The organism is Aureibaculum algae, assembly GCF_006065315.1.
GTDB classification, from domain to species: Bacteria; Bacteroidota; Bacteroidia; order Flavobacteriales; family Flavobacteriaceae; genus Aureibaculum; species Aureibaculum algae.
On the sequence record NZ_CP040749.1, the window covers coordinates 3,244,584 to 3,270,855 of the forward strand.

Below are 26,272 nucleotides of genomic sequence, written 5' to 3' on the forward strand. Positions count from 1 at the left end.
TTTAGTAAATTCACTGCTTAAACAACGCAACAAAGCTTATACAACAACGTTATGCAGCATTAAAAAAAACACGACTAAATGACAGAATACGACATAGCATATAAAAATCTTACAGAATTCGAAAAGGACTATTCTGCTTTTAAAGAACTTGACTTATCAGAAACAGATACGAGAAGTAAAATTCTTGACAAGCTATTAATTGAAGTGCTTGGTTGGACTGAATTTGATATAGAAAGAGAAGGTTGGGTTAGAGTTGGTTTCTTTGATTACGAACTAAAAACTTCTGCATTTCAATTTGTAATTGAAGCTAAAAAAAACTTTATCGAATTTAAACTACCAAAAAAAGGTAACGAAGTTAAATTAGAAACTATATACAAGGGCAATAAGGAAGTATTTGACCAAATAAGAAGTTATATTTTTGAAAGAGGATTATCCTATGGCGTAATAACAAATGGAACACAATTCATCATTGCACAATTCTCAAACACTTTGGGCAAAGACTGGAAAGAGCAAAAATGTATCTTTTTTAAAGATATAGAAGACATAAAGAAAAATTTTGATAGATTTTATGATTTATTACATAGAGAATCAGTCACGAACTATGGCAGATTAAAAATAAATAAAACATCAAATATTGCTAAAACAATTGTAAAAGACCATAGTTTAAAAAGGAAAAAATTTGAACTAGTAAGAAACCAAATAAGTCAACAATTAATTCCTATAATCAATAAAGTATTTGAAGAAATATATAATACCGAGAGTTTAGAAGGCAAAAAAATACTAAAGGACTGTTATGTGGAAAATAAAGATGTTAAAAAATATAATTCTGAACTAGGGTTTATTTTTGCAGACAATCCACCAACTTTTGACACTAGAATTATCCCTGTACAAAATACAGAAAAAACTCAAGAACAACTAAAAGATCAAATTTTCACAGATGTCAATGTTCTACCTGACCCAATAATCTTAATAGGTACAGCTGGGGCAGGAAAAACAACTTTTATAAAATATTTTACAGAGGTATTACTTTCTAAAAAACATAAAAAAAACAGACCATTAGTTTACTTAGATTTTAGACTTTATACTAGTCAAACAATTAGAGATACACGTTTTATTTATAATGCAATAATTGAACAACTTGAAAATGAATATCCCGAATTAAATCTTACTAAGATTAATGTTTTAAAAACAATTTACAAAAAAGACATTGACAAAAAAAAACAAGGTACGTGGTCATATTTCGTTTCTAATGAAGAAAAAATCAACGAAGCAATTGCAAATTTAATTGATGAAAAACAAAAAGACCCAATAAATCACCTAAAGTCAGTTACTGATTATCTTTTGTACAAATGCAATAAGAGGATTTGTGTATTATTTGATAACGCTGATCAATTAAATGAAGCTGATCAAAAAGAGGTTTTTCTTTTAGGTAACGGCATTAATAGAAGTTTGAAATCTATCGCGATAATATCACTGAGAGAAGGGTATTTTTATAAATGGAAAAACAAACCTCCATTCAATGCATATCAATCAATTGTTTACCATATAACCGCACCACCATATAGAAAAGTACTTGAAAAAAGAATCAATTATGTAATGACAAGATTTGATTTTCAAGCTATAGAATTAAATGCTGAAAACAAACAAGTTAAATTCCAGAAAGGTAGTTTAGATCATTTATTTAAAAACTTATATGATACTTTGTTTAATTATACTAATTCTAGTATAATGGAATTTTTAGAAGAAACATCATACCCAAACACAAGACAAGGTTTAGAAAATTTTAAGAGTTTTCTTTTGTCTGGTCATTCTAAAATAACTGAATATATGTCGTTTGATTATAATATTGGACAAGGAGGTATTCCTATTTGGGAGTTTTTTAAATCAATTGCATTAGATTCTAATTATTATTATGAAACAAATAAAAGTACTGTTGTAAATCTTTTTTATCCGAGTAAAAACAATACGAATCATTTTACCAAATTACGCTTATTAAATTATTTGTTTGATAAATTAAAAAAAACTTCAAAAAAAATTGAGTATTTCCCTGTGAATATAATCACTAATGAATTCATAAAGGCTGGTTACTCAATTGATATAATTGAAGAAGAGATTCAAGAGTTATTCGACCTCAAACTTGTATCAACTTCAGAATATTCAGAAGATATTGAAGAAGAATTCAGAATAGAATCTGAATCTATGATTTCCATAACTTCGGTTGGAGTGTTCTACATAAAATCATTGGTCAATAAGTTTTATTACCTTGATTTAATTCTTCAAGATACACCAATTTATGATGATGAATTTTTCAATAAATTATGCGAAGTATTCCCAGATAGTGACGAGTATGGAAACCGTAGCTTGGAAAAAAGAAAAAAATCCGTTGAGCTATTTATTAAGTATTTGTTGAGTCAAGAATCAAAAGACAAAAAGTTTATTTCTAATTTTGAGGATAAAATAATAATGTTTGATGTGAATTCTCACCTTTTATCTGAATTAAGTGATGAGTTATCTGGTTTAGAAAAAGTTATCAAACGGATAAAATAACGCTGCATAACAATGTATAAAAAACATAGGGCGTTTGTGCTAAACCGAAAGTTCTGTGCATATTTACAAAGTCCGCTAAATATAAAATTTGGCGTTTATAATAGAAAAGATAAAAGCAAAATATTTATATTTAGCTAAGTAATAAACCGAAACGACAGTGCTTATCACCTGCCCTACGTTTATTATACTTAACGTAATTTGACCAACCAAAGAAAAATAGAACTGCATTTAGGTAACCCAGAAAATGGATGGCTTCCGGTTACATTAAAAGCTACAGATTTTGAATTGGAATTTAACGCTTCAATTATTCCCGAAAGTCCTACTGACAAGCTTTGTAAATCTCTTATTTTAGCACTGAATGGAAACGATACAGAAATATGCTGGAATTTAGAACCTGAATATTATTTCTTTGAACTAAAGCAAAGTAAAAAAGATATTTATCTGACTATTTCTAATAGTGGCGGAGAAACAAATAAACGAAATCCAATTTATGAATTGACTGGAGATTTTGAGTCGGTTATATTACCAATGTATCGTGCTTTAAAGAAGTTCAATACGTTGGAATTTAATAAAAAGGATTGGGTAAAACTTAACCAACTAAAACTAAATAAACTTGCCAACTTAGTAAAAGAAATAAAATCTTTGTAAAACATACCCTTAATAATTATGAGATAAAAAAGACCAAAATTATAGAACCAATAAAAATTCAAAGAATATTGGCTGAAAACTTAGCAGTAATTAATGACACAAAAAATACGCTAAATAAAATAATAAAAATTCCTTTTTTCTCGCTCAACAATCCATACCTTGAAATCTAAATTCTAATTAAAACAACCTCCAAAAAAGAGTTCTTTTTTTGCCTTCTATTTCTTTAAATTTTACAAAAAATAATAAGGTAAAAAGACTACAAAAAGACAAAATACTACAATCTAGTAACTTTTAGAGTTATTGATATCTCAAAATAACCAACCTAAATTTGGGAAGCCATAATTAAATATTACAAATATTTTTGAACTGGTAATTCATCAAACATAAGCCTTCTAAACACGTCATCTTTTATATTAAAATGTATCTTTAGCTTTACGAACTTATATATTTTTTACATGCGAATAGGTATTATTATTGGTAGAATCGGTGGTGTTGATGGTGTAGCTCTAGAAACAGAGAAATGGATTGAGGTATTAAAAAAATTAGGGCATGAAATATTCATAATGTCAGGAGAATTTGAGTCTTGGAATATGGATTATGAACATGATTATCTTTACCCTGCATTATCCTTTTTTTCCGTTGAAGCAGAATGGGGTCAGCGTAAAGCATTTTACGAACCTGATAAAGACCCCACTCCCTTAATAGAACATGTAGAAAGTGCTTCTAATATGGTTTATGAAGCCATGTTATCATGGGTTACAGATAAAAAAATTGAGGCCATACTCTCAGAAAATGCTTCTGCACTACCCTGTCATTTATCTATGGGCGTTGCCATTAAAAAACTGATTCTAAAAACCGGCTTACCTATTGTAACTCACGATCATGATTTTCATTGGGAACGCGGTGAGCGTTATGTTTCAGCTCATCCTGAAATTAACACCTATGTAGATGATAATTTTCCGTTACTACTGCCCAATGTTAAACACGCCGTCATAAATACTTTTGGTGTAGAAACCTTTAAAAACAGATTTAATATTGATGCCACATTGGTGCCTAACGTAATGGATTTTGATCGTGTTTATGGGCTACCAACCAAAGAAAATCAATTCTTCCTTAAAGATTTAGGCATTACACAAGATGAAATTGCCTTATTACAAGTAACCCGTATTGTGCGTCGTAAAGGTATTGAAACCGCAATTTCATTAATTGATAAGCTAGACGACAAAAAGCTTAAACTTGTAATTACGGGTAATAATAATGATGATGAAAATAAAGAATATTATAATGAATTGATAGATCAGATTCATGAATTGAATCTGTCCAGTCAAGTAATCTTTGCCGCACACAAAGTGTTAGACCATAAAGACCTTTCTGATGTTTATGCTCACGGTAGAGCCTGTACTTATTTTAGTACCTATGAAGGTTTCGGAAATGCCTTTGTAGAATGCGTACTTGCTAAAAAACCCATATTTGTAAATAACTACAAACCGGTATACATGCAAGATATTGGCAATAAAGGTTTTGAAACTGTAATGACAGAAGATGGTATACTCACCAACCAAAACGTTCAGCAAATGTCTGACATTATTTATAACCCCAAACGCTGTTTAGAAATTGGCGAATACAACTTTAACCTCGGAAAAAAATACTTTTCTTTTGATGTCTTAGAAGAAAAATTAAACAACCTATTTACATTTTAAAAACTATAAATGATTAAAACGAACACTAAGAAAATCACTACAATATTAAAAAAACTTAAAAACGAAAAAATAAATACTTGGTTTGATCTTGGTTTATTTATTGATAAATTTAAAGAACAAAATTCAACATCAGCATTTAAAGGTGATACTCCTTCTTTTGATGCTCACCTTGAAAAAGGAGGCATTGCTTTTTTAACCTTTTACTTCACCATAGATGGCATAACTGTAGAAACAGAGAAATATGCCAAAACCTTTAAAAAGATTTACCCAAACATCCCTATTCATTTTATTGCTGGAGATATAAAGCAAGAAGCTGATGAATTAATTCCGAAAGATGCCGCTAGAAAAGTAATTCCAGAAATGGAAGCTTTTGATGCTTGGCCATTATATGACGATTTTTTTAGAATAAAAATGGAACGTGGTAGTGCCGCCTACAATAACCTTATTGGTAAATTTTGGAATGAAGTGCTCGTTTTAGTAGAAAAACTAGGTAGCTATATTGAAGAGAATGAAATTTCTATATTGTATTTAATCAATGTATGTTCTAACCCAGGTAATGTTTCATTGGCTTTAGCTACGGTGTTAATTTCAGAATACTTAGGCATACCTGTTATTAATAACAATCACGATTTTTATTGGGAAGGCGGTAATAGAGCCATTGATATTAAAAAGAAAGGCTTAAAAAAAGGTCCACGAGATTTCTTTTTTCACAATGCCCATGTTGGCGAATTTTTCTCAATTATAGAAATGATTTATCCTTGGGAAAGTCGCTCTTGGATGAACGTAAATATTAATAAAATACAGCAAAACCATCTCATTGATATCAATGGTCATAATCCCGCAAATGTTGCCTTATTAGGTACTGCGGTAGATACCAAAATGCATCAAATGAGTAAGCGTGATATTATCAAAGCGTTTATGCAAGTCTCCACCATTTTTGCCAATAAAAAAGAGACCATTACAGTGCATACGGCAGCAAATCACACCGACAGTGAACGCTCTTTAAAACCCATACTTTTAGGTCACAAAACCATAAGAAAATTCGATTTTGTAAACAATAATATCATTTTCTTACAACCTACACGGATCATTAGTAGAAAATCTATCGAACTTAATTTTAAGCTTATCAAACGCTTATTTTCATATGATTCGTTTGCTGAAAAATTTAGTACAAATCCGCAATTAAAATTATCATTAATTGTATCTGGTCCCATTCCACATGGCCAACAGCATTATTATCAAGACTTAAAAAAGGACTTTAATAACTTTCTTAATGACCTTCCTAAAGAATTCAAATCTAGAGTACTTCTCGGTTTTTTATTTAGCGAATTTGATAAAAATGATTTTAAGAAAAAACACAAAAAACCCTTAGATATTGAGCAGCTTTACGATGTTGCTTCTTTAATCTTATTACCCAGCCAAACCGAAGGCAGAGGCTTGCCTATAATAGAAGCTGCCGCTTGTGGTACACCTATATTTTGTAGACAATATGAACCAAGAGAAGTTTATGACGAAGTTATTGGTCGTCATTTAGATAAATCTTTACGTTTAAATGTACTTGAATTTAAAGGTTCTAAGGTGCCTAAAAAACTAGCGGAAAGCATTTCTGATCATGTTTTCTATCCTCAAAATAGAATGGTTGATGTAACGCATAATAGAAGTGTTATAAATAAACGTTACAGCTTAGAAGCGTTACAAAAAAACATAGCCTATATTCTTGGCAGATTGCATTTGCAGTTAGGTGCCATTGATAATGAAGTGAATGAGCAAGTGGTTGATTTGCTAAAGGATTACAAAGAAAAGGTCAATTTTGAAAACGAAGACTTGCATGCTCTACTCAATAAAGAAGCGAGGCATTATTTACCGGGTTACGGAAGGTTGTCTTTTATGACCTATTTAAAATCTTTAATTGATCCCAGTTTTTTTAGAGTGGAAGAACAACTTATAAAGGGAATGGTGATGAATTATGCTCGGATGATGGAAAATGATATTCCTGACCTTGTAAATACAGACTTAAAATTGATTCATAAGTACTATAATGCCATTGATGACATTTTTAAATATGTTGATGGTGAATTTGCCATAAGACATGATCATGCGTTAGCATACAGACATAGAAACAAAAAGAAGTATGCCTATCAAGATTTTACCTATCAAGAAGTTACGGGTTTAGTAAACATGATTTATAGTGATATTTTTAAACCAGAAAACCTACCGGATTTAACCTTGGCTCCGCAATTTTTTGCCGATTGGGAATTGGCTTTATTTCAATTGACCAATAGTAAATATTTAGGTATTGATGATCGAAAGATTTTAACCGAAAAATTAAAAAATAATGTTCCTAAAGGCTATTTTCCGGGACGCTATATAAAACATGAATTAGAATATTTTGTTTTACAACCTATTCGTGCACAACTTAAGCTTAAAATAGAAGAAGAACTTACGGCTGAAGTCCTAAAAGAAAAAGGACAACATTTAGAAAAGGTTTACATTTTTATTCATGAACCAAGAATTACAAAATGGTTTTCTAATGCCAATATTAAAGAGTATTTAGAAAGCGAAAAAGAGCCCGAACTTGGCTTATTATTTAAGACGGGAGTTGTTCAAATTATAGAAACAAAACAATGGTCTGAAGGGGTACACTTTCCTCAAATGGGTGCCAAAGCCATTAAAATATTACGCGACATAAAAGAGGCGAATGGCTTTATTATTACCAATGGCGAATATGCTGCAATGATGACTGACATTATAGAAATTGATCATTTTCATATTGGTAAAGTAATGCATCAAATGACGGCTAAAATTATGGGCATTCCTAAAGATAGTGGTTTCATACAGTTTGTGCCTTCAGCGGTACGCACAACATTAGCATTTCCTACCCCTATTCAAACAGCGAAAGATTTTGATCTCGTTTTAAAAAGTGATTTGTTTCAAACACTTAAAAATAAACTTGGTGAAAAGGAATTGTTTGCTATAATCTCTAAAGATGCTATTGAAAACGGTACGCCAATCAAGAAGTTATTAGAACACATAGAGAACAATTTAAAAGATACGACAACTGTTGAAAAAGTAACATCTTCATTTGCTGGAGGTGTGTATGAAGATGGTTTACCTTGGAGTGGTGTATTGGCGGAAATTGACACCAAAAAACACCAATGGAAATTCGCAGCACATATTGCCAACAAAGAGCCTAAAAACGTACCTTCTCTCGTTAAGGAATATCAAAAGAAAAGTAAAAACCCTCATAAGATTGAATTAGCTTGGAATGGTGGCTATATATTAAATCCTGAATTGGTGGGTAAATTAGGCTTGCCAGAAACGTATATTGGCTCACCGTTAGGCCTTTTAATAATGAACAATAAGGTGTTTTGTCCACCGCTTTTTAATAAACCCGCTTTTATCATCTATAAAAATGGCGATGTAGATATTCGAAAAGTAAATAGTAAGGCTGGTTTTATTGTAAAAGGGAAACAAGAACAATTATTGTTTGCTGCTAGCCAATATAACAAACACAGTGACACAGCACCTTGCTTTTATGATTTATCGTATACAGATGAGACCATAGAAGGTAATGGCAATGTTATTGTAAGAATTGCTGGACATACCGTTAAACAAATTATTGAAACGAAACCTAAAGAAGTAGTACCGATAATTCCAGTAGGTATTACACTCTCCATTCCTTCACAATTGTTTTCAAAAGACATTTTTAAAGAAGGAAAGCCCTTAGATATTCAGTTATTAGAACCTGAAACTAATCCTTATAATTGGGATAAGATATCATATGCCATAGAAGCCGGACCGATGCTAATTGATGGTGGCAAGCAAATTTTAAATATGGAAGATGAAGGTTGGAAAACATCAAACTCTATTAAAACACAAGCGGCACGATTAGACTTTACAGATATGCGTGGGCCTAAAATAGCCGTGGGTATTACCAAAGAAGGTAAATTGATGGTACTTATGGTAAATGGACGTATTAGAGAGTCTGTAGGAGCAACGCATTTTGATATGGTCGATATTCTGTTAAAGTATGGTATGGAAAAAGCCATGGGCTTTGATCCAGGAGGAAGCAGTACTTTGGTTGTTGATGGAGAAATTATGAATATTTCACCTTACAATAAGAATTACGAGGAAGACATTATCTCATTACCACCAGAACCTCGGTTTGTTGCCAATGCCATTATGGGATGGATTGAGGACTAAATGTTGCATATAGAAATAAAATCTGAAATCATATTAATTAAGACTCGCTTTATCAAAAAGCGGGTTTTAATTTTTCTAGATAGTCTTTAGGCTAACTATACTTCAAACAGCATTGCTGTTATTTGTAGTGCATTAAAGCTTAAAATTACGCTAGCGGATTGATTGCAAAAGCAAAATGTAAACCTTAGCAAACCATCAGCCAATTAGCTTATATTTGCCCAACTAAATACACAGATGGCTTCTACTCTACTTTCATCACCTTTACAAGGTTTTACAGACTTCAGGTTTCGTAATGCCTTTAACCATTACTTTGGTGGTATTGATACTTTTTATGCACCTTATATAAGGCTGAATGGAAAGTTAAAAATTAAGCAATCATATCAAAATGATTTAGCACCAGAAAACAACACCACGTTAGAAGTGATTCCGCAAGTAATGACGAACGACCCTGATGAGTTTTTATATGTGATTAAATACGTGCAAAGTTTAGGTTACAAAGAACTAAATTGGAATTTAGGTTGCCCGTATCCTATGGTTACTAAATCTGGAATGGGTTCTGGCTTAATTTGTAATCCTGACAGAATTAATGAAGTTTTACACAAAGCACATAACGAGTCAGATATAGTCGTTTCTATGAAGATGAGAATGGGTTACGAAAACGCTGAAGAAATTCTCGATGCCTTCCCTATTTTAGATAAATATCCACTTAAAAATATTGCCATACATGCAAGAATTGGTAAGCAACTTTACAAAGGCCCTGTAGATTTAGATGCTTTTGAAAAATGCATCAGTAGCACCAAACATAAACTATACTATAACGGAGATATAACGAGTGTTGCTTCATTTAAAGTCATTCAACAACGCTTTCCATCTATAGATCATTTTATGATGGGTCGTGGCTTAATTGCTGATCCTTTTTTACCGAGCATGATAAAAAATAACACCACGGAATATCCAGCAGACCGTTGGTCCATTTTTTCAGAATTTCATGATACTATTTACCAGCAATATGATGAATACTTGTCAGGACCAACGCCCATAAAAATGAAAATGCTTGGTTTTTGGGAATTCTTTTCGCAAGCTACATCAAACCCAAAGAAAACCTACAAAGCCATAAAAAAGGCGACCAACCCTGTTAAATATAGGACAGCCGTTAATCAAATTTTAAATGCTGAAATGAAAATTAAAAAAGATGTTTAATTTTCTTTACAATCTTCATAGATAAATTATAGGGCGGATAACGTAATGGAGCATCAAACCAATTCGCTTTTTTAATAATTGCTTTTTGATGTGAAAAAACATCAAATGATTCTTTTCCGTGGTAGGCTCCAATTCCACTTTGCCCCACACCACCAAATGGCAATCGTTTGTTTGTAATTTGAATTACGGTATCATTAATGGCTCCACCACCAAAACTAAACGTAGTAATTATTCTTTTTTGAAATTTTTTGTTCGTTGAAAAAACATAAGTAGCCAATGGTTTTTCATAATTCCCAATATACTGTTCTATATCTTCAAAGGTTTTATAAGAAATGATGGGTAGTATAGGTCCGAAAATTTCACCAGCCATTATTTTACTGTCTAATTTGGGTTCATTTACTAAGGTTGGTGCTAAAAAATTATCAGCAACATTATGCTTTCCTCCAAAAAGTATCTCTTCACCGTCAAGCATTTCTTTAAGGCGTGTAAAATGCTTTTGGTTGACGATACGTGCAAAATCTGGAGAGGCTTCTACATTTTCTCCATAACACTTGGTGATACTTTGTTCTAATGCTTTAATCAATTTATCTTTTACATTTTCATGCACTAAAATATAATCTGTGGCAATACACGTTTGACCTGCATTTAAAAACTTACCCCACACAATGCGTTTTGCCGCCAATGCTATAGATGCCGTTTCATCTACAATACAAGGATTTTTTCCTCCCAATTCTAAGGTAACTGGGGTTAGATGTTTTGCGGCACTTTCATAAACAATTTGACCTACAGTACTACTTCCTGTAAAAAAGATAGCATCCCATTTTTCGGCTAGCAATTGTTGAGATACTTCTACGCCACCTTCCACAACAGTAACATGACAAGGATCAAAAACAGCGTTGATAATTTCTGAAACAATAGCGGCGGTGTGCGGTGTAACCTCTGAGGGTTTTACCACTGCAGTATTACCCGCGGCTATAGCACCAATTAAAGGAGCAATGGCTAATTGAAAAGGATAGTTCCATGGAGCAATAATGAGTACTGATCCATAAGGTTCTTTGTAAATAAAATCGGAAGATGGCCAATTCATCCAGCTAGAATCAACTCTTTCTGGACGAGCCCATTCATCAATATTTTTAAGTACATGTTTTAATTCAGCCAACACAAATTGCGTTTCTGCCGCCAAGGTTTCGAATCTTGGTTTCTTAAAATCAGCAAATAACGCATCACAAATGTCCTCTTCACGTGTAACAATCTCTTGTCGTAACCGCTTTAGAGCTTTCTTTCTAAATGAAACATCCTTTGTTTGTTGCGTTTTAAAAAAACTTCGCTGTTGTTGTATTATATCTTTGATCATTATAGCTTATCTTCTAATACATCAAAAATAAGACATAAAAAGGTCGAAACCTATGCTATGTATTCAAATATGAAATCTAGACATTAATTAACCTCTAATTCCACCTTATTTGTAGTGGCTGAGCTATCACCAACAAACACTTCAAAAACACCAGCCTCTATAAAAGTCTCACCAACATTATTAAAAATTGATAAATCTTTAGAATTAATTTCAAATTCAACAGTTTGTGATGCTCCTTTTTTCAAAAATATTTTTTGAAAACCTTTTAAAGATTTTAAGGGCGTAGCTACACTAGCTTCTTTGTCGTTTATATACAATTGAACTACCGTTTCACCGTCTAAATTACCTGAATTTGTAACCGTTACACTGACTTTGTTAACGCCATCTTTAGTCATGGTCATTTTTTCCAACTTCGGTGTTGAATAAGTGAAATTTGTATAGCTTAATCCGTAACCAAAAGGATATAAAGCCTCTCCGTTAAAATAACGGTAGGTACGCCCTTTCATGTGATAGTCTTCAAATGGTGGTAAATCATCCACTGATTTGTAAAATGTTACTGGTAATTTACCTGAGGGATTAAAATCTCCAAAAAGAATATCAGCTGTAGCTTCACCTCCACCTTGTCCGGGATACCATACATTTAAAATAGCAGGCAAATTTTCCTGTTCCCAATTAATTGCCATGGCACTACCTGCAGTCAATACAAAAACAACTGGTTTTCCTGTTGCATTCAACTCCTTTAACAACTCATGCTGTACTTTTGGCAATTTTAGATTTGTTCTATCTCCTTTATAAAACCCTTCAATATCTACGGGCATTTCTTCTCCTTCCACTCGTGCTGAAATACCACCCACAAATATAACGGCATCACTTTCATTCACTTTTTGCATCATCTTTTCTTTACCTTGTCTGTGCTCAACATCCCATAATAATTGTAGCGATGCCAACCATGGGTTTGTACATTTATACTCTAAAACAAGATTGTATTTCGTATTCCTTTTAACAAAAAAGGATTGCGGTGTTACTTCTGTTTCATTCTCATCAGTACTTGAAAGTAACTCCTTTCCGTCAATCATTAACTTGTAAGTACCACCACTTTTCAATATATTTAGAGAGACCTCTCCTGTAAAATCAGGTTTTAGAGTTCCCGAATAACGAATTGAAAAATTTCCAGGTTCTAATACATCAACAGGTGCTGCTCCGCCCCAGTCAAAATCAATAATATCTTCCGTTTGTACAACAGCAGGACTTTCTTCCAATTTTGAATTGTTGTAGTATTCTACCTTTATTTTTCCGTGATAACTATCTTTACCAATAACATCAAAAACGGTTTTGTCATCTGCTAGATTTACCCCTTTAAAATAATGCACTTTTGTTTTTTTAGAAACTTTATCCTTCACCGCTTCTAAAATAGTTTTTGAATACGTTGGAGTTCCAAAATAATTCCCTAACACAAAATGACGATCATTGGCATTAGGTCCGATAACAGTGATGGTTTTACTCTTTTTTGAGAGCGGTAAGGTATTATTTTCATTTTTCAGCAGTACCATTGATTCTCGTGCTGTTTTCAACGCCAGTTGCTGATGTGCTTCTGACTCTAATGCATCATCAGAAATATCAGAAAATGGTGTTTGCCCAGCAGGATTTAACATTCCTAATTTAATTTTAGCAATGATTAATCTTCTTAAGGCGATATCTATTTCTTTTTCTGTGATTAAGCCTTTTTCTACAGCTTTTTCTAAATAAGCATACGTATTACCACAATTTAAATCGCAGCCCGCTTTTACCGCTAATGCAGAAGCTTCTTCAGCAGTTGCAACAATATCATGGAATTTGTAAATATCATATACAGCACCACAATCAGATACCACATACCCTTTAAAGCCCCATTTATCTCTTAAAATATCATTGAGCAACAATGTACTTGCAGTAGCTGAAGAACCCAAATATCGATTATAAGCTGACATCACTGAAAAGGCCTTACCTTCAACAACGGTGGCTTCAAAAGCAGGTAAATAAGTCTCCCATAAATCCTTTTTGTCTGTATACGCATTAAAACTATGTCTGTTATGTTCAGGACCGCTATGTACTGCAAAATGTTTAGGTGTAGCAATAACTTTAAAATAGTCAGGATGGTCACCTTGTAATCCTGTTACAAAAGCAACGCCCATCCGTGAAGTCAAATAAGGATCTTCTCCATACGTTTCTTGACCACGCCCCCATCTTGGATCTCTAAAAATATTGATATTTGGAGTCCACATGGTCAATCCTTGATACCGATTGTGTTGTCCCAATTTAATACTATGATTGTATTTAGCTCTCGCTTCTGTACTGATAACACTGGCCACTTCATTAATTAACGGTGCGTTAAAAGTGGAGGCCATACCTATAGCTTGCGGAAAAGAAGTAGCGTTACCTGCCCTAGCTACACCATGTAAACATTCGTTCCACCAGTTATAATTTGGAATTCCCAATTTCTCAATTGCTGGAGCTACATCTTGCATTTGTGCAATTTTTTCTGATAACGTCAATCGCTGTAATAAGTCGTCTGCTCTAACTTGGGCATCTAAAGTAGCATCTTGAAAAGGGTAATCAGCTTGTTGACCTGTAACTACTGTTGGAATAAAAGCTAATAAAAAAAGTACTATGTTTTTCATTTTAAATGATTTAAAGAAATAATAAAATATACTATGAGGAACATTTTGCAACAATGGTTGCTATTTTTTTTGCGATTTCTACTCGCAAGCTTCAGCATTATTTGATATTTGTAACTTGTTATCAGATGGAGAAACATATGGAATACCTAACCCCAAGCCTCTCAGTATGAATAACAAGCCTATCAATACAACAAAAACAGGAATTGCTTTTTGAATTTTTGCTCTTATGGTGCCTTTTAAAAAATTTCCGGCCAATACGGCTGCACTCATCATGGGCACGGTACCCAACCCGAACAGAAACATATATAATGCTCCTTCTAAAGCACCTGAAGTTGCTATTGAACCTACCAATGCCATATAGACCAAGCCACAAGGTAAAAAACCGTTAAAAAAGCCAATATATAAGAACGTACTGTTTGTTCGTTTTTTTAGATAGAATCCTAGCTTAGATCTCACATAGGAGATCCCTTTATAAATTGGTTTTGAAAAATTATACTTATTAAAGATATGTATTGGAACCAATACCATAAGAATCATTAATACACCAATAAGAATGGACAAACGCTGCTGAAAACCAGCCAAATACAAACCTTTACCTACCAAACCGAAAATTACTCCTATCAATGAATAGGTTAATAAGCGACCGAAATGATATAGCATGGTTTGAAACACCATTTTCGGTTTGCTTTTCCGATCAATTGGCAATGCAAAAGCAATGGGTCCGCACATGCCAATGCAGTGAAAACTTCCTAGTAAGCCTAGTATGAATGCCGTGTAAAAAATAGACGTTGGTTTTAGCTATTTATAATTGGTTTTTTGTAAATTTTGATTATCAGACTATTAATAAAATAGGTTCTTTTTAAACATGTATTCCTGATCATCATATTTCCAATCCACTTTAACATTCCACCTTCCGTTTATAAGTTTATCATCAACGACTAGCATGGTGTTTTTATCTAAAACAATTTCTTTTTTAAAATCTATTCTATTATCTGAAGGTCTTTGAAAATAAACTATGCCTGTAATTTTACTTTGTTCCATATCACTTGGAAAAGTAACTTGCATACCTTCATCACCTCGCTCTACAACTAAATTCTCTTTAAGTTTACTCGCATTGTTCATTTTATCAATCTCATGTTGATAGTACAATTCATCCTTATAATAATCTTCTGATACTAAATGATGTTCTAACGTATCATCCGCCAAGGTTCTATATACATATTGCAAAATAAAAGTCATAAATGCAGCCATTGCAATGACCATTGCCCATCCCCAGTTAATTTTTATCTTCATAATTATACAATTTAATTCAACTAATTAATCTTCATTGGTCCCGTGAAATTAGTGGAAGTCGTTTCAATTAATTTACCATCAGCATAAATACCTATTTTCAATTTTTCTTTTGACGATTCAAGGTCTTTTTTATCTATTTCAATAAATAAGGTACCATCTGTTAGATCGCCTTTGGCTACTTTACTATTACCACCTACAATTCTAACCTCGCCTGCATGAGAAATCAATTTAATTTCGACATCATCTAAATCCTTTACTGTTTTGTTTATCAATTTAAAATTATAAACATTACTGACCGTTGTTTCGGTAGTAGTAAAGGTTTGACCAGGTAACCTTAAAATAATTGCTTCAATATCTGACCTTAAAAATAGTAAGGTAACTAATACAGCTACTAAAATAGTTAAAACCGCTGTATAGGCTTTAATTCTAATGTTAAACTTAAATTTTTCTCCATTCGTAATATTATCTTCGGAAGCATAACGAATTAATCCCGGTTCAAATCCCGTTTTATCCATAATCTCGTCACAAGCATCAATACAAGCGGTACAGTTAACACATTCTAATTGTGTTCCATTTCTGATATCAATACCCGTTGGGCAAACAACTACGCATTGATTACAATCAATACAATCACCATTACCAAGTTCATCTCTATCTTCATTTTTTCTAAACTTTTTTCGACCCTTTTCACCCTCACCTCTTTTATGATCATAAGCCACAACAATAGATTTTCTATCGAGTAAAACCCCTTGCAATCTACCATAAGGACAAACTATTATACATACTTGTTCTCTAAACCAAGCAAATACAAAAAAGAAAACTAACGTAAAAACTAATAATTTAATTAATGTACCAATGTGGTCAATTGGATTACCCGTGATGTATTTTAACAAAACATCGCTACCAATAAAATAGGCTAAAAACACATTGGCTATTAAAAAGGATATGATGAAGAATAAAATCCATTTAGTAACCTTTTTTCTAATCTTTTCAGCCGTCCAAGGTTGCTTATTTAATCTAATTTGTTTCCCTCTATCCCCTTCTATCCAATATTCAATTTTACGAAAAACCATTTCCATAAAAATAGTTTGCGGGCAAATCCACCCACAAAAAATTCTACCAAAAATAACCGTAAATAAAATGATAAAAACAATGCCTACCAACATAGACAAAACCAGTAAATAAAAATCTTGAGGCCAGAAAGGCTGACCGAAGATATTATATTTACCTTCCATAATATTAAATAACAAAAACTGGTTGCCATTTATTTTAATGAACGGTGAAATAACAAGTAATGCTAATAAAAACCAACTCAGATAGGTTCTATAATTGGTGAATTTTCCGGATGGTTTTTTGGGATATATATGATTTCGTTTACCATCTTCTGTTATGGTACCTATGGAATCTCTAAATTTTTCTTGCTGTTCTTCCGCCATTTGATTTTTTAAATAAAAAAAAATACTTTTAATTACACTAACAAAGTTACTACCAATAAATGAACAAGAATGAAACATTTATTACACAACCAGGATAGGCAAATAAAAGTATTTTTAACTAATTTGAGTTAGTAATATTATTTATCACCCTCTTTCCAAATCTCACCCTCTGGTGCTTTTGGTTTCTCAGGTGTTGTTCCTTTTAATGTCAAAATAAAACTGGCTAATTGTTGTCTCTCTTCTAAGCTAATCGTTGATTCCCAAGCAATCATACCTTTACCTGGTCTCCCTCCTTTGGCCAATGTATGCATAATGTTTTTGAATCCACCACCTAAAATCCAATATTCATCAGTAAGGTTTGGTCCGATACTACCACCACCATCTGCTAGATGACATGCTGTACACGTTTTTGTGGCAAACAATTCCTTACCCTTTTGTATACTAGCAGCATCAGTCAACGCAACTAAATTAGCGGCATCATATAATTCAGGATGTTCTTTTTTATATTGTTCAACAGCCGCGTCTCCTTCCGCTACTGCGTTAGCAAACTCAACTTTTTGATCATATTTATCTGTAAAAAAGACCATGATATAATAAAATATACCAACGGCAATAGTGATATAAAAACCTGCTAACCACCATGGCGGTAACACATTATCAAGCTCTCTAATGCCATCATAATCATGATCGGTCATGATATCTTCTTCACTCTCTATGGCCTTAGCTCGTGTTAGCTTTTGCGAAAGATTACTCCAAAATGATTTTTCCTTATTGTTGCTCATGGTTGTTGTTGTTTTCGTCCTCTTCTAAAGGTAAATTACTAATACTTTCAATACTCTCTTTTGGTATTCTCATAACATGAACGAGCATGGTTACAAATACCGCAAAAAATAAGATTAATGATATCATTGGGTAGATTTCTATATCTACCATTGAATCAAAATTGTGTTTTATATATCTTAACATATCTATTAATTTTCAGCGGTTTCACCTTTTTTAATATCCGTACCTAAACGTTGTAAATAGGCAATAACTGCTACAATTTCTTTGTCCTGCATGTTACTTTCACCATAATTTTTAACATACTCAGGATCTTGTCTTAGACTCTTTTCAATTTCTTCCGCTTGATTTCTTAATAAGAACAACCCTTTATCAACTTCAGATTGCGAATAAGGAACCCCTAATTTAACCATAGCTTCCATTTTACCTTGTGTATTTGAAGTATTCAAATCATCGGTATACAACCAAGAATAACGTGGCATAATTGAACCTGGCGAAGTTGATCTAGGGTCTAACATATGGTTGAAATGCCAGTTGTTATTATACTTACCTCCAATTCTATGCACATCAGGACCTGTTCTTTTAGAGCCCCAAAGGAATGGGAAATCATAAACAAATTCACCTGCTTTTGAATATTCACCATAGCGTTCTACTTCAGAACGGAATGGTCTAATCATTTGAGAGTGACAGTTATTACAACCTTCTCTAATATAAATATCTCTTCCTTCTAGTTCTAATGGTGTATATGGTTTTACACTTGTAATTTTCGGAATATTCTCGTCTATAGTTAATAATGGAATTATTTCAACGGCTCCTCCAATAGCAATAGCTAAGGTAGTTAACACTGTAAATAATATGGTTCTTCTTTCTAACCATGAGTGCCATCCTTCTCCTGCAGTTCTTCTCGCAGTTATTTTTTTCAAAGGTGCAGCTTCTACCAATTCATCTTCAACTTTAGAACCTGCTTTAGCCGTTTTATAAACGTTATATGCTAATAAAATAAATCCAGTTAGATACAATGTACCACCAAAAGCACGCATAGCATACATTGGTAAAATTTGTGTTACCGTTTCTAAAAAGTTACCATAAACTAAGGTACCATCTGGATTAAATTGTTTCCACATAGAGGCTTGTGTAAATCCGGCAACATATAAAGGAATAGCATAAAATAAGATCCCCAATGTACCAATCCAGAAATGTGCATTGGCAAGTTTTTTAGAGTACAACTCTGTTTTCCATAATTTAGTGGCCAACCAGTAAATAATACCTGCCGCCATAAAACCGTTCCATGCTAATGTACCAATATGCACGTGAGCTACAATCCAATCTGTATAATGCCCAATAGCATTAAGCGTTTTAAAAGACAACATAGGTCCTTCAAAAGTTGCCATACCGTAACCTGTAATGGCTACAACAAAGAATTTTAAAACAGGGTTTTCTCTTACTTTATCCCAAGCACCACGTAAGGTTAACAAACCGTTTATCATACCACCCCATGAAGGGAAGATTAACATAATAGAAAATACAGTACCTAAATTTTGTGCCCATTCTGGTAATGCAGTATATAATAAATGGTGTGGTCCTGCCCAAATATAAATAAAGATAAGAGACCAAAAATGCACTATTGAAAGTCTATAAGAATATACAGGTCTATTTGCCGCTTTCGGTACAAAATAATACATCAAACCTAAAATAGGTGTGGTTAAGAAAAATGCCACCGCATTATGACCATACCACCATTGTACTAATGCATCTTGTACACCTGCATACACAGAATAACTCTTAAATGCACTTACTGGTAATTCTAAATTATTAAAGATATGAAGTACAGCAATTGTTACGAATGTGGCTAAATAAAACCAGATAGCTACATAAATATGACGTTGACGTCTCTTTAAAATAGTACCAATCATATTGATACCCATTATTACCCAAATTACAGCTATTGCTATATCAATTGGCCATTCTAATTCAGCATATTCTTTAGAAGATGTTAAACCTAATGGTAATGTAATAGCAGCAGCAACAATAATTAATTGCCAACCCCAAAAGTGAATTTTACTTAAAGTGTCATTAAACATTCTAGCTTTAAGTAACCTTTGCAAAGAATAATACATCCCCATAAAAAAGCTATTACCCACAAAAGCGAAGATAACAGCATTGGTATGTAACGGTCTTAGACGACCAAAACTTAACCAAGAAATGCCTTCCATGTAATTAGGAAAGTTAAATAAGAGAGCAACCATAAGGCCAACTGTCATACCTACAATCCCCCATACTACAGTAGCAATAAGGAACATCCTTACAATTTTGTTATCGTAATAAAATTGTTCTTTTTCCATTCTTTAATTATTGATTTTGATTAATTGATTTTGACGTTGATTTTTGCTCTTTTGGGACTTCACTTATAAACTCATCTTCAAAAAGCATTCTAACTGAAGGTGTATACATATCATCATACTGACCAGACTTAACCGATTTAATAAAAAGTATAAAGAAGATTACAGCAATTAGAATACTTACCGCAATCATTACAAAGATGATATCCATTAATGGCTTATTGTTAAATTTTTCACAAAAATAAGATAATACTCAGTTTACAAAACATGACTTTTATCATGTTTTGTATTAATTGTAAATTTAAATATTTATTTTTTATGTGCAATTAAATTTGTTCCTAATGTAACAAATATTACGATAGTAATAGAACTTAATGGCATTAAAATGGCCGCAACAATTGGCGACAAGTTACCTGTCACCGCAAAAAGCATCCCAATAAAATTATAAAGAATTGAAACGATAAAGCTCATTTTTATGATACCAAGGGTTTGTTTTGACAATTTTAGAAATTTAGGTAAAAATTCAAAATGAGTAGCATCAACAATTCCATCAGAAGCTGGTGAAAACACATTAATATTTTCAGACACCACTAAACCAACGTTACTTTGTACCAATGCACCTGCATCATTTAAGCCATCACCAATCATTAATACATTTTTTCCTTGATCTTGTAAATCTTTAATATATTTTAATTTGTCGGCAGGTTTCTTATTAAAAATTAAGGTTGCATTGTCAGGAAGCATCAGTTGTAATTGCTCTCTTTCACCATCATTATCACCCGATAAAATTCCAAGTTCAAATTCATCTTTTAACTGATTAAAAAGTACATCCAATCCATGTCTATAGGAGTTTTCAAAAATAAAATTCCCTTTTACTTTTCCAGCTATACTGATATAAGAGCGTGTCTGCAAGCTGTTTTCTGGTGTTATATCTACAAACTGAGCTGAACCAATTTTAATAGTCAAATCATTTACTTTTCCTTCTATTCCCTTTCCTACTACCTGTTTAAAACCAGAAACCTCTTCTATCCCCTCTTCTTGTATGTCTTCATATAACATTCTACTTAGAGGATGGTTAGATGATCTTAAGATACTTTTTATTGCAATATATTCATTCGTTGAAAGTGGTTCACCTTGATAGGATATTTTCGCTTTACTATTGGTGATTGTTCCCGTTTTATCAAATATAACAGTGTCAATTTTAGATAAATTTTCAATGACATCTACATTTTTTAAGTACAATTTTTGCCGACCAAATATGCGTAACATATTACCTAATGCAAAGGGTGCAGATAAAGCCAACGCACATGGACAAGCCACAATTAGCACAGCGGTTACTACATTTGCTACCATTTTCACATCAACAAAATACCAATACAATCCGGCTAGGAAAGCAATAACCAACACAATTATAGTAAAGCGTTTACTTATAGAGTCCGTTAAGTTTTTTATACCGCTTGCTTTAGTGGTATTAAACACATCATTACTCCATAACTGGGTTAAATAACTTTGAGAAACGGTTTGTAAAATTTCCATTTCAATGGCACCAGAAAGTTGTTTACCTCCAGCAAAGAGCTTATCACCTGAGTTTTTGTTTACGGGTAAGGACTCACCTGTTACAAAACTATAATCTATCTCTGCATTACCGGCAATTAAAATACCATCAGCAGGTATTAGCTCCTTATCTCGTATTAATAACCTATCCCCTTTCTTAACATCATAAATAGCCACGTTTATTTCCTTCTTATCATTATCTATTTTTGTGACTGCTACTGGGAAATACGATTTATAATCGCGTTCAAATGAAAGAAAACTATAGGTTTGTTGCTGAAATATTTTTCCTAATAATAAAAAGAAAACAAATCCCGCTAAGCTGTCAAAATAGCCTTGACCAATATTAAAGAATATTTCATATGCACTTCTTAAAAACAATACTACTATACCTAAGACAATAGGTACATCAATATTTAAAATTTTATGTTTTATTCCTTTGTAGGCCGAAATAAAATATTCGCTCGCAGAATAAAACACTACGGGAATCACCATAACAAAAATCAACAACCTAAATAGTGGTTTATAACGGTCTAACCAATATTCATCTGATTGAAAATATTCAGGAAAAGACAATAACATGATGTTACCAAAAGCAAAACCTGCAACACCTAATTTATAGATTAATGTTCTATCTATTTTACGATTGCTTACTGTGGCGTCTTCAAGACTAATAAGCGGTTCGTACCCTATTGAGCTTAATAACTCTACCACTTTTTTTAAGGAAATAGTAGTGCTGTTAAAAGTTACTCTAACTTCCTTTTTTGGAAAATTAACTTGTGAAGAATTTATGGATGGATTTAGCTTATTTAGGTTCTCTAAAATCCATATACAGGAGCTACAATGAATATGTGGAATATAAAAAGTGATGACACTCGATGTTTCATCTTTAAAATCGTAAAGTTTTTCTACAATTTTATCATCATCTAAATAATTGTATTTACCATTTATTTCCTCCGGTATTTTACCTGGATTGTTTTCTAAATCGTAATAACACGTTAAATCATTTTCATTAAAAATCTGATAAACTGTTTTACATCCGTTGCAGCAAAAGCATTTTGAATCGTAAACAACTGGTTTAGAGCCACAATCATTTCCACAGTGAAAACATTTTTCTTTTATCATTACTTAACTAATCAACTCACAAAGATCATATGCAAACTTAATCAAGTCTATGATAAATGTCATATAATTTCGATATATTTGTCTAATAATTCATTCCTTTCTTATGAGTAAATGTCAACAATGTATTATTCGCGAATTTAACACACTTAGGTCTTTGACTGCAGATGAGTTAAAAACGATGTCTAAAGAAAAAGATGTATTAAACTTTAAAAAGGGTGATGTTATTTTTAAAGAGGGTAATGCCATAAATGGTGTTTACTGCGTAAAACATGGCATTTGTAAATTATCTAAACTAAATGCCAATGGAAAAGAGCAAATAGTTAGATTTATGAAGGGTGGTGACATGTTGGGGTATCGTTCCATCTTAAGTGATGAGCCTGTAACACTTACAGTTACAGCTTTAAAAGACATGGAAGCTTGTTATATTCCAAAAAAAGAAATTTTAGATGCTATTAAGGAAAATCCTAAATTTTCGCTTGATATGATGAAAACTGTTTGTGGTGACTTACGTGATGCAAACGCATCATTATCTAATATGGCTCAAAAAAGTGTTAAAGAAAGATTAGCAGACACCATGATTTTCTTAAAAGAAACTTTTGGAGAAGATAAAGATGGTTATTTAGACATTGTACTGACTAGAGAAGAAATAGCTAGTGTTGTGGGGACTGCAACCGAATCTGCAATACGATTGTTATCTGAGTTTAAAAAGAAAGGTTTTATAGAATTAACAGGTAAAAGATTAAAAGTTGTAGATGAAGTTGGTCTATTAAAATTGTCACAAGGCTTCTAGAAAATAATAATCTTCACTATTATCTATACACTTTTTTAATAAAGTAGTTTTTCAAATTGATAATATTGCAAACTACTATTATAAACGAGTACTTCCCTCCTCTTTCCATCGTTCAATAACCTCCTCAACATGATTTATTGTTTTTTTCGTCCAATCCAATCGTTTTTCATTTTTTTCAACCTCTGACAATTGCCAATTTAGTTGGGAAACTCTTAATCGTTGTGTTACCGATTGTAATATTATAGCCGCCGCAACAGATATATTTAAACTCTCTGTAAATCCATTCATTGGAATTTTTAAATAGCCATCGGCTTCATCTAACATATAATCTGAGACACCCCCTTTTTCTACCCCAAAAACAAAAGCAGATTTTTTAGAGATATCAAAATCTTGTAATAAACAAGAATCATTATGTGGCGTTGTCGCTATTATTTGATAACCATTTTTACGGAGTGTTTTTAAACAATTTTCCGTGTTATTTGCGTGTTGATTATATTCATGAAAATCTATCCATTTCTGAGCTCCTTTTGCAACTTGATTGGACACGTAGCTGTTGTACTTATTTTCGATAATATGTAAATCTTGAATCCCAAAGACATCACACGTACGTACTACTGCACTTGTATTATGTTTTTGATAAATATCTTCTAAAACCACTGTAAAATGCCGCGTTCTTTCTGCTAATACCTTCTCAAAAAGCTCCTTTCTATGCTCCGTAATTAAGCCTTGTAAATAGTGTAACAATTCTTTATCAAACATTATTTTTGTTCCTTATAAATAAGCCTTAAATTTAAAGCTATATTTAACATTAGTTACGTAAAAGTACAGAAATAAAAACCTGAGGTATACATAAAACAAAGTGCTAACCTCAGTATTATATTAACAATTATTTTAAGCATGAAAAAACTAGTTGTATTAACAGGAGCCGGAATGAGTGCCGAGAGTGGTATCAATACATTCAGAGATGCTGATGGATTATGGGAAGGACATGATGTAATGCAAGTGGCCTCTCCAGAAGGTTTTAGAAAAAACCCAGAATTGGTACTCAATTTTTACAATGAACGTCGTCGTCAATTACTATGTGTAAAACCAAATGCTGCCCATCTAGCGTTAGCTGATCTCGAAAAAAAATATGACGTTACGGTAATCACTCAAAATGTAGATGATTTACACGAACGTTCAGGCAGTACTGATATTATCCACCTACATGGAGAATTATTAAAAGCAAGATGTATAGATAATGACAATGAATTTTACAATTGCAATGAAGACATTCATTTAGGCGATTTATCCCCTAACGGTAAACAGCTAAGACCTCATATTGTTTGGTTTGGAGAAGCAGTTCCTTTACTTGAAAAAGCTGCGGAAATTACCGCAACAGCTGATGTTTTAGTAATTATTGGTACGTCTATGCAAGTATATCCAGCGGCAAGTTTAATTAATTATGTAAAACCAGGTATTCCAATTTATTTTATTGATCCAAATCCTTCAATACATAAATCTAATTTTAATAATCTAGAGATTATTGCAGAAAAAGCCACCGTAGGTGTCTCACAGCTGATTGAAAATTATTTATAAATGAAGGAAGCTACTTTTATATCACTATTAGCTGATGATTCCGAACGTTTAAAATTTCGAAGCGAGCTTGTTGAGGCTACTTTAAAAAACCCACAATGGGTAGAAATTTTATTAACCAATATGGAAGCTATTGATGATGCAAATTCTAATTTTTCAGCTCGTATTTTAGAATTAGCTTGCAAAGATAAGTTGGGACTTATAGTTCCGTATTTAGATACCTATTGTGATTTATTACCAAAAGTAAAACAAGGGCCAGTCATTAGAGCGTGTGCTAAAATTTGTGAATTACTTACGATTCGTTATTTTAAAAACCATCCATTACCACTAAAAGAAAGACATTTTGAAAAAATTATAGAGGCAGGATTTGATTGGATGATTTCCGATCAGAAAACAGCAGTAAAAGCCTATACAATGCAAACGCTGTACTTACTTGGTTTAAAATACGATTGGATTCATCCTGAATTGGTTTTAAATATAGAAAAAGATATTCCCACAGGTACCACGGGTTACGTAAACCGAGGACGGAAAATTATTAAAGCTATTGAGACCAAAACGAAGTTCAAGATTTGAATACTGTTCATTGGTTTTATGTTCTGGTAAAATTCTAGTTAAAAAATCATTGCGACGTCCGTTCGAGTGCTTTTTCCTGAAGTGCAACGAAAGATAAAAGTGTATCGAGAACTTTTGTATCCAAGCACATTGACATGCCTCTAGAAAAAATAAAAAAAACGAATCTTATATTCTCTAATTAAAAACACCAATTAAACGTCCGTTCGAGTGCTTTTTTCTGAAGTGCAACGAAAGATAAAAGTGTATCGAGAACTTTTGAATCCAGATACATTGACATACCTAGAAAAAATTAGAAAAACGAATTTTATATTCTCTAGTTAAAAACACCAATACAACGTCCGTTCGAGTGCTTTTTTCTGAAGTGCAACGAAAGATAAAAGTGTATCGAGAACTTTTGTATCCAGGTACATTGACATGCCTCTAGAAAAAATAAAAAAAACGAATCTTATATTCTCTAATTAAAAACACCAATACAACGTCCGTTCGAGTGCTTTTTTCTGA

Annotated in this window: 19 protein-coding genes; 8 read left to right on the forward strand and 11 right to left on the reverse strand. The window is 32.6% G+C overall.

The annotated features are described in order from the left end of the window. The first annotated feature begins 78 nt into the window (after positions 1-78). The 5 genes from FF125_RS13595 (at position 79) to FF125_RS13615 (ending at position 10,298) form a co-directional block, all read left to right on the forward strand. On the forward strand, positions 79-2,547 hold the full coding sequence (locus tag FF125_RS13595) for a hypothetical protein (protein WP_138950275.1): 2,469 nt from the start codon (positions 79-81) through the stop codon (positions 2,545-2,547). A gap of 198 nt (positions 2,548-2,745) precedes the next feature. Continuing rightward, on the forward strand, positions 2,746-3,195 hold the full coding sequence (locus FF125_RS13600) for a hypothetical protein (protein ID WP_138950276.1): 450 nt from the start codon (positions 2,746-2,748) through the stop codon (positions 3,193-3,195). Between the two features lie 455 nt (positions 3,196-3,650). Then, positions 3,651-4,895, forward strand: coding sequence for a glycosyltransferase (locus tag FF125_RS13605; RefSeq protein WP_138950277.1), 1,245 nt, complete (start codon positions 3,651-3,653; stop codon positions 4,893-4,895). Positions 4,896-4,904: 9 nt separating this feature from the next. Then, on the forward strand, positions 4,905-9,098 hold the full coding sequence (locus FF125_RS13610; protein WP_138950278.1) for a phosphodiester glycosidase family protein: 4,194 nt from the start codon (positions 4,905-4,907) through the stop codon (positions 9,096-9,098). A 234-nt stretch (positions 9,099-9,332) separates the two neighbouring features. Beyond that, a complete protein-coding gene (locus FF125_RS13615) occupies positions 9,333-10,298 on the forward strand; it encodes a tRNA dihydrouridine synthase (RefSeq protein ID WP_138950279.1) in 966 nt (321 codons plus the stop codon). On the opposite strand, the gene FF125_RS13620 is transcribed toward FF125_RS13615, so the two are convergent. The 10 genes from FF125_RS13620 to FF125_RS13665 form a co-directional block, all read right to left on the reverse strand. Next, positions 10,282-11,652, reverse strand: a complete 1,371-nt coding sequence (locus FF125_RS13620; protein ID WP_138950280.1) for an aldehyde dehydrogenase — start codon at positions 11,650-11,652, stop codon at positions 10,282-10,284. The genes FF125_RS13615 and FF125_RS13620 overlap by 17 nt on opposite strands. Before the next feature lie 83 nt (positions 11,653-11,735). Continuing rightward, entirely contained in the window at positions 11,736-14,309 is a 2,574-nt protein-coding gene (locus FF125_RS13625; RefSeq protein WP_138950281.1) for a glycoside hydrolase family 3 C-terminal domain-containing protein, read from the reverse strand. A gap of 78 nt (positions 14,310-14,387) precedes the next feature. Next, the gene (locus tag FF125_RS13630; protein WP_138950282.1) at positions 14,388-15,092 is read right to left on the reverse strand and encodes a sulfite exporter TauE/SafE family protein; all 705 of its coding nucleotides are present in this window, start codon (positions 15,090-15,092) and stop codon (positions 14,388-14,390) included. A 57-nt stretch (positions 15,093-15,149) separates the two neighbouring features. Next, a complete protein-coding gene (locus FF125_RS13635) occupies positions 15,150-15,602 on the reverse strand; it encodes a FixH family protein (protein WP_138950283.1) in 453 nt (150 codons plus the stop codon). A 20-nt stretch (positions 15,603-15,622) separates the two neighbouring features. Next, positions 15,623-17,038 carry a cytochrome c oxidase accessory protein CcoG gene (gene ccoG, locus FF125_RS13640; RefSeq protein WP_138950284.1) on the reverse strand — a complete coding sequence of 472 codons (1,416 nt, stop codon included), beginning with the start codon at positions 17,036-17,038 and terminating at the stop codon, positions 15,623-15,625. A gap of 137 nt (positions 17,039-17,175) precedes the next feature. Continuing rightward, a complete protein-coding gene (locus FF125_RS13645; RefSeq protein WP_138950285.1) occupies positions 17,176-17,820 on the reverse strand; it encodes a cbb3-type cytochrome c oxidase N-terminal domain-containing protein in 645 nt (214 codons plus the stop codon). Next, positions 17,807-18,004: a CcoQ/FixQ family Cbb3-type cytochrome c oxidase assembly chaperone gene (locus tag FF125_RS13650; protein ID WP_138950286.1), complete on the reverse strand. Its 198-nt coding sequence runs from the start codon at positions 18,002-18,004 to the stop codon at positions 17,807-17,809. The genes FF125_RS13645 and FF125_RS13650 overlap by 14 nt, the downstream gene beginning before the upstream one ends. Before the next feature lie 5 nt (positions 18,005-18,009). Continuing rightward, entirely contained in the window at positions 18,010-20,160 is a 2,151-nt protein-coding gene (gene ccoN / locus FF125_RS13655) for a cytochrome-c oxidase, cbb3-type subunit I (RefSeq protein ID WP_138950287.1), read from the reverse strand. 7 nt (positions 20,161-20,167) lie between these two features. Continuing rightward, on the reverse strand, positions 20,168-20,368 hold the full coding sequence (gene ccoS, locus FF125_RS13660) for a cbb3-type cytochrome oxidase assembly protein CcoS (RefSeq protein WP_138950288.1): 201 nt from the start codon (positions 20,366-20,368) through the stop codon (positions 20,168-20,170). Between the two features lie 98 nt (positions 20,369-20,466). Beyond that, positions 20,467-22,833 (reverse strand): heavy metal translocating P-type ATPase, encoded by a 2,367-nt coding sequence (locus FF125_RS13665; protein WP_138950289.1) that lies wholly within the window; start codon positions 22,831-22,833, stop codon positions 20,467-20,469. Positions 22,834-23,011: 178 nt separating this feature from the next. On the opposite strand from FF125_RS13665, the gene FF125_RS13670 reads away from it, so the two are divergent. Then, positions 23,012-23,623, forward strand: a complete 612-nt coding sequence (locus FF125_RS13670) for a Crp/Fnr family transcriptional regulator (protein WP_317129635.1) — start codon at positions 23,012-23,014, stop codon at positions 23,621-23,623. Positions 23,624-23,701: 78 nt separating this feature from the next. Here FF125_RS13670 and FF125_RS13675 read toward each other — a convergent pair whose 3' ends face one another. Next, complete coding sequence (locus FF125_RS13675; protein ID WP_138950291.1) at positions 23,702-24,382, reverse strand: TrmH family RNA methyltransferase; 681 nt, start codon at positions 24,380-24,382, stop codon at positions 23,702-23,704. Positions 24,383-24,520: 138 nt separating this feature from the next. On the opposite strand from FF125_RS13675, the gene FF125_RS13680 reads away from it, so the two are divergent. After that, a complete protein-coding gene (locus FF125_RS13680; RefSeq protein ID WP_138950292.1) occupies positions 24,521-25,201 on the forward strand; it encodes an SIR2 family NAD-dependent protein deacylase in 681 nt (226 codons plus the stop codon). Further along, a complete protein-coding gene (locus tag FF125_RS13685) occupies positions 25,202-25,771 on the forward strand; it encodes an adenylosuccinate lyase (protein WP_138950293.1) in 570 nt (189 codons plus the stop codon). Positions 25,772-26,272: the final 501 nt, after the last annotated feature.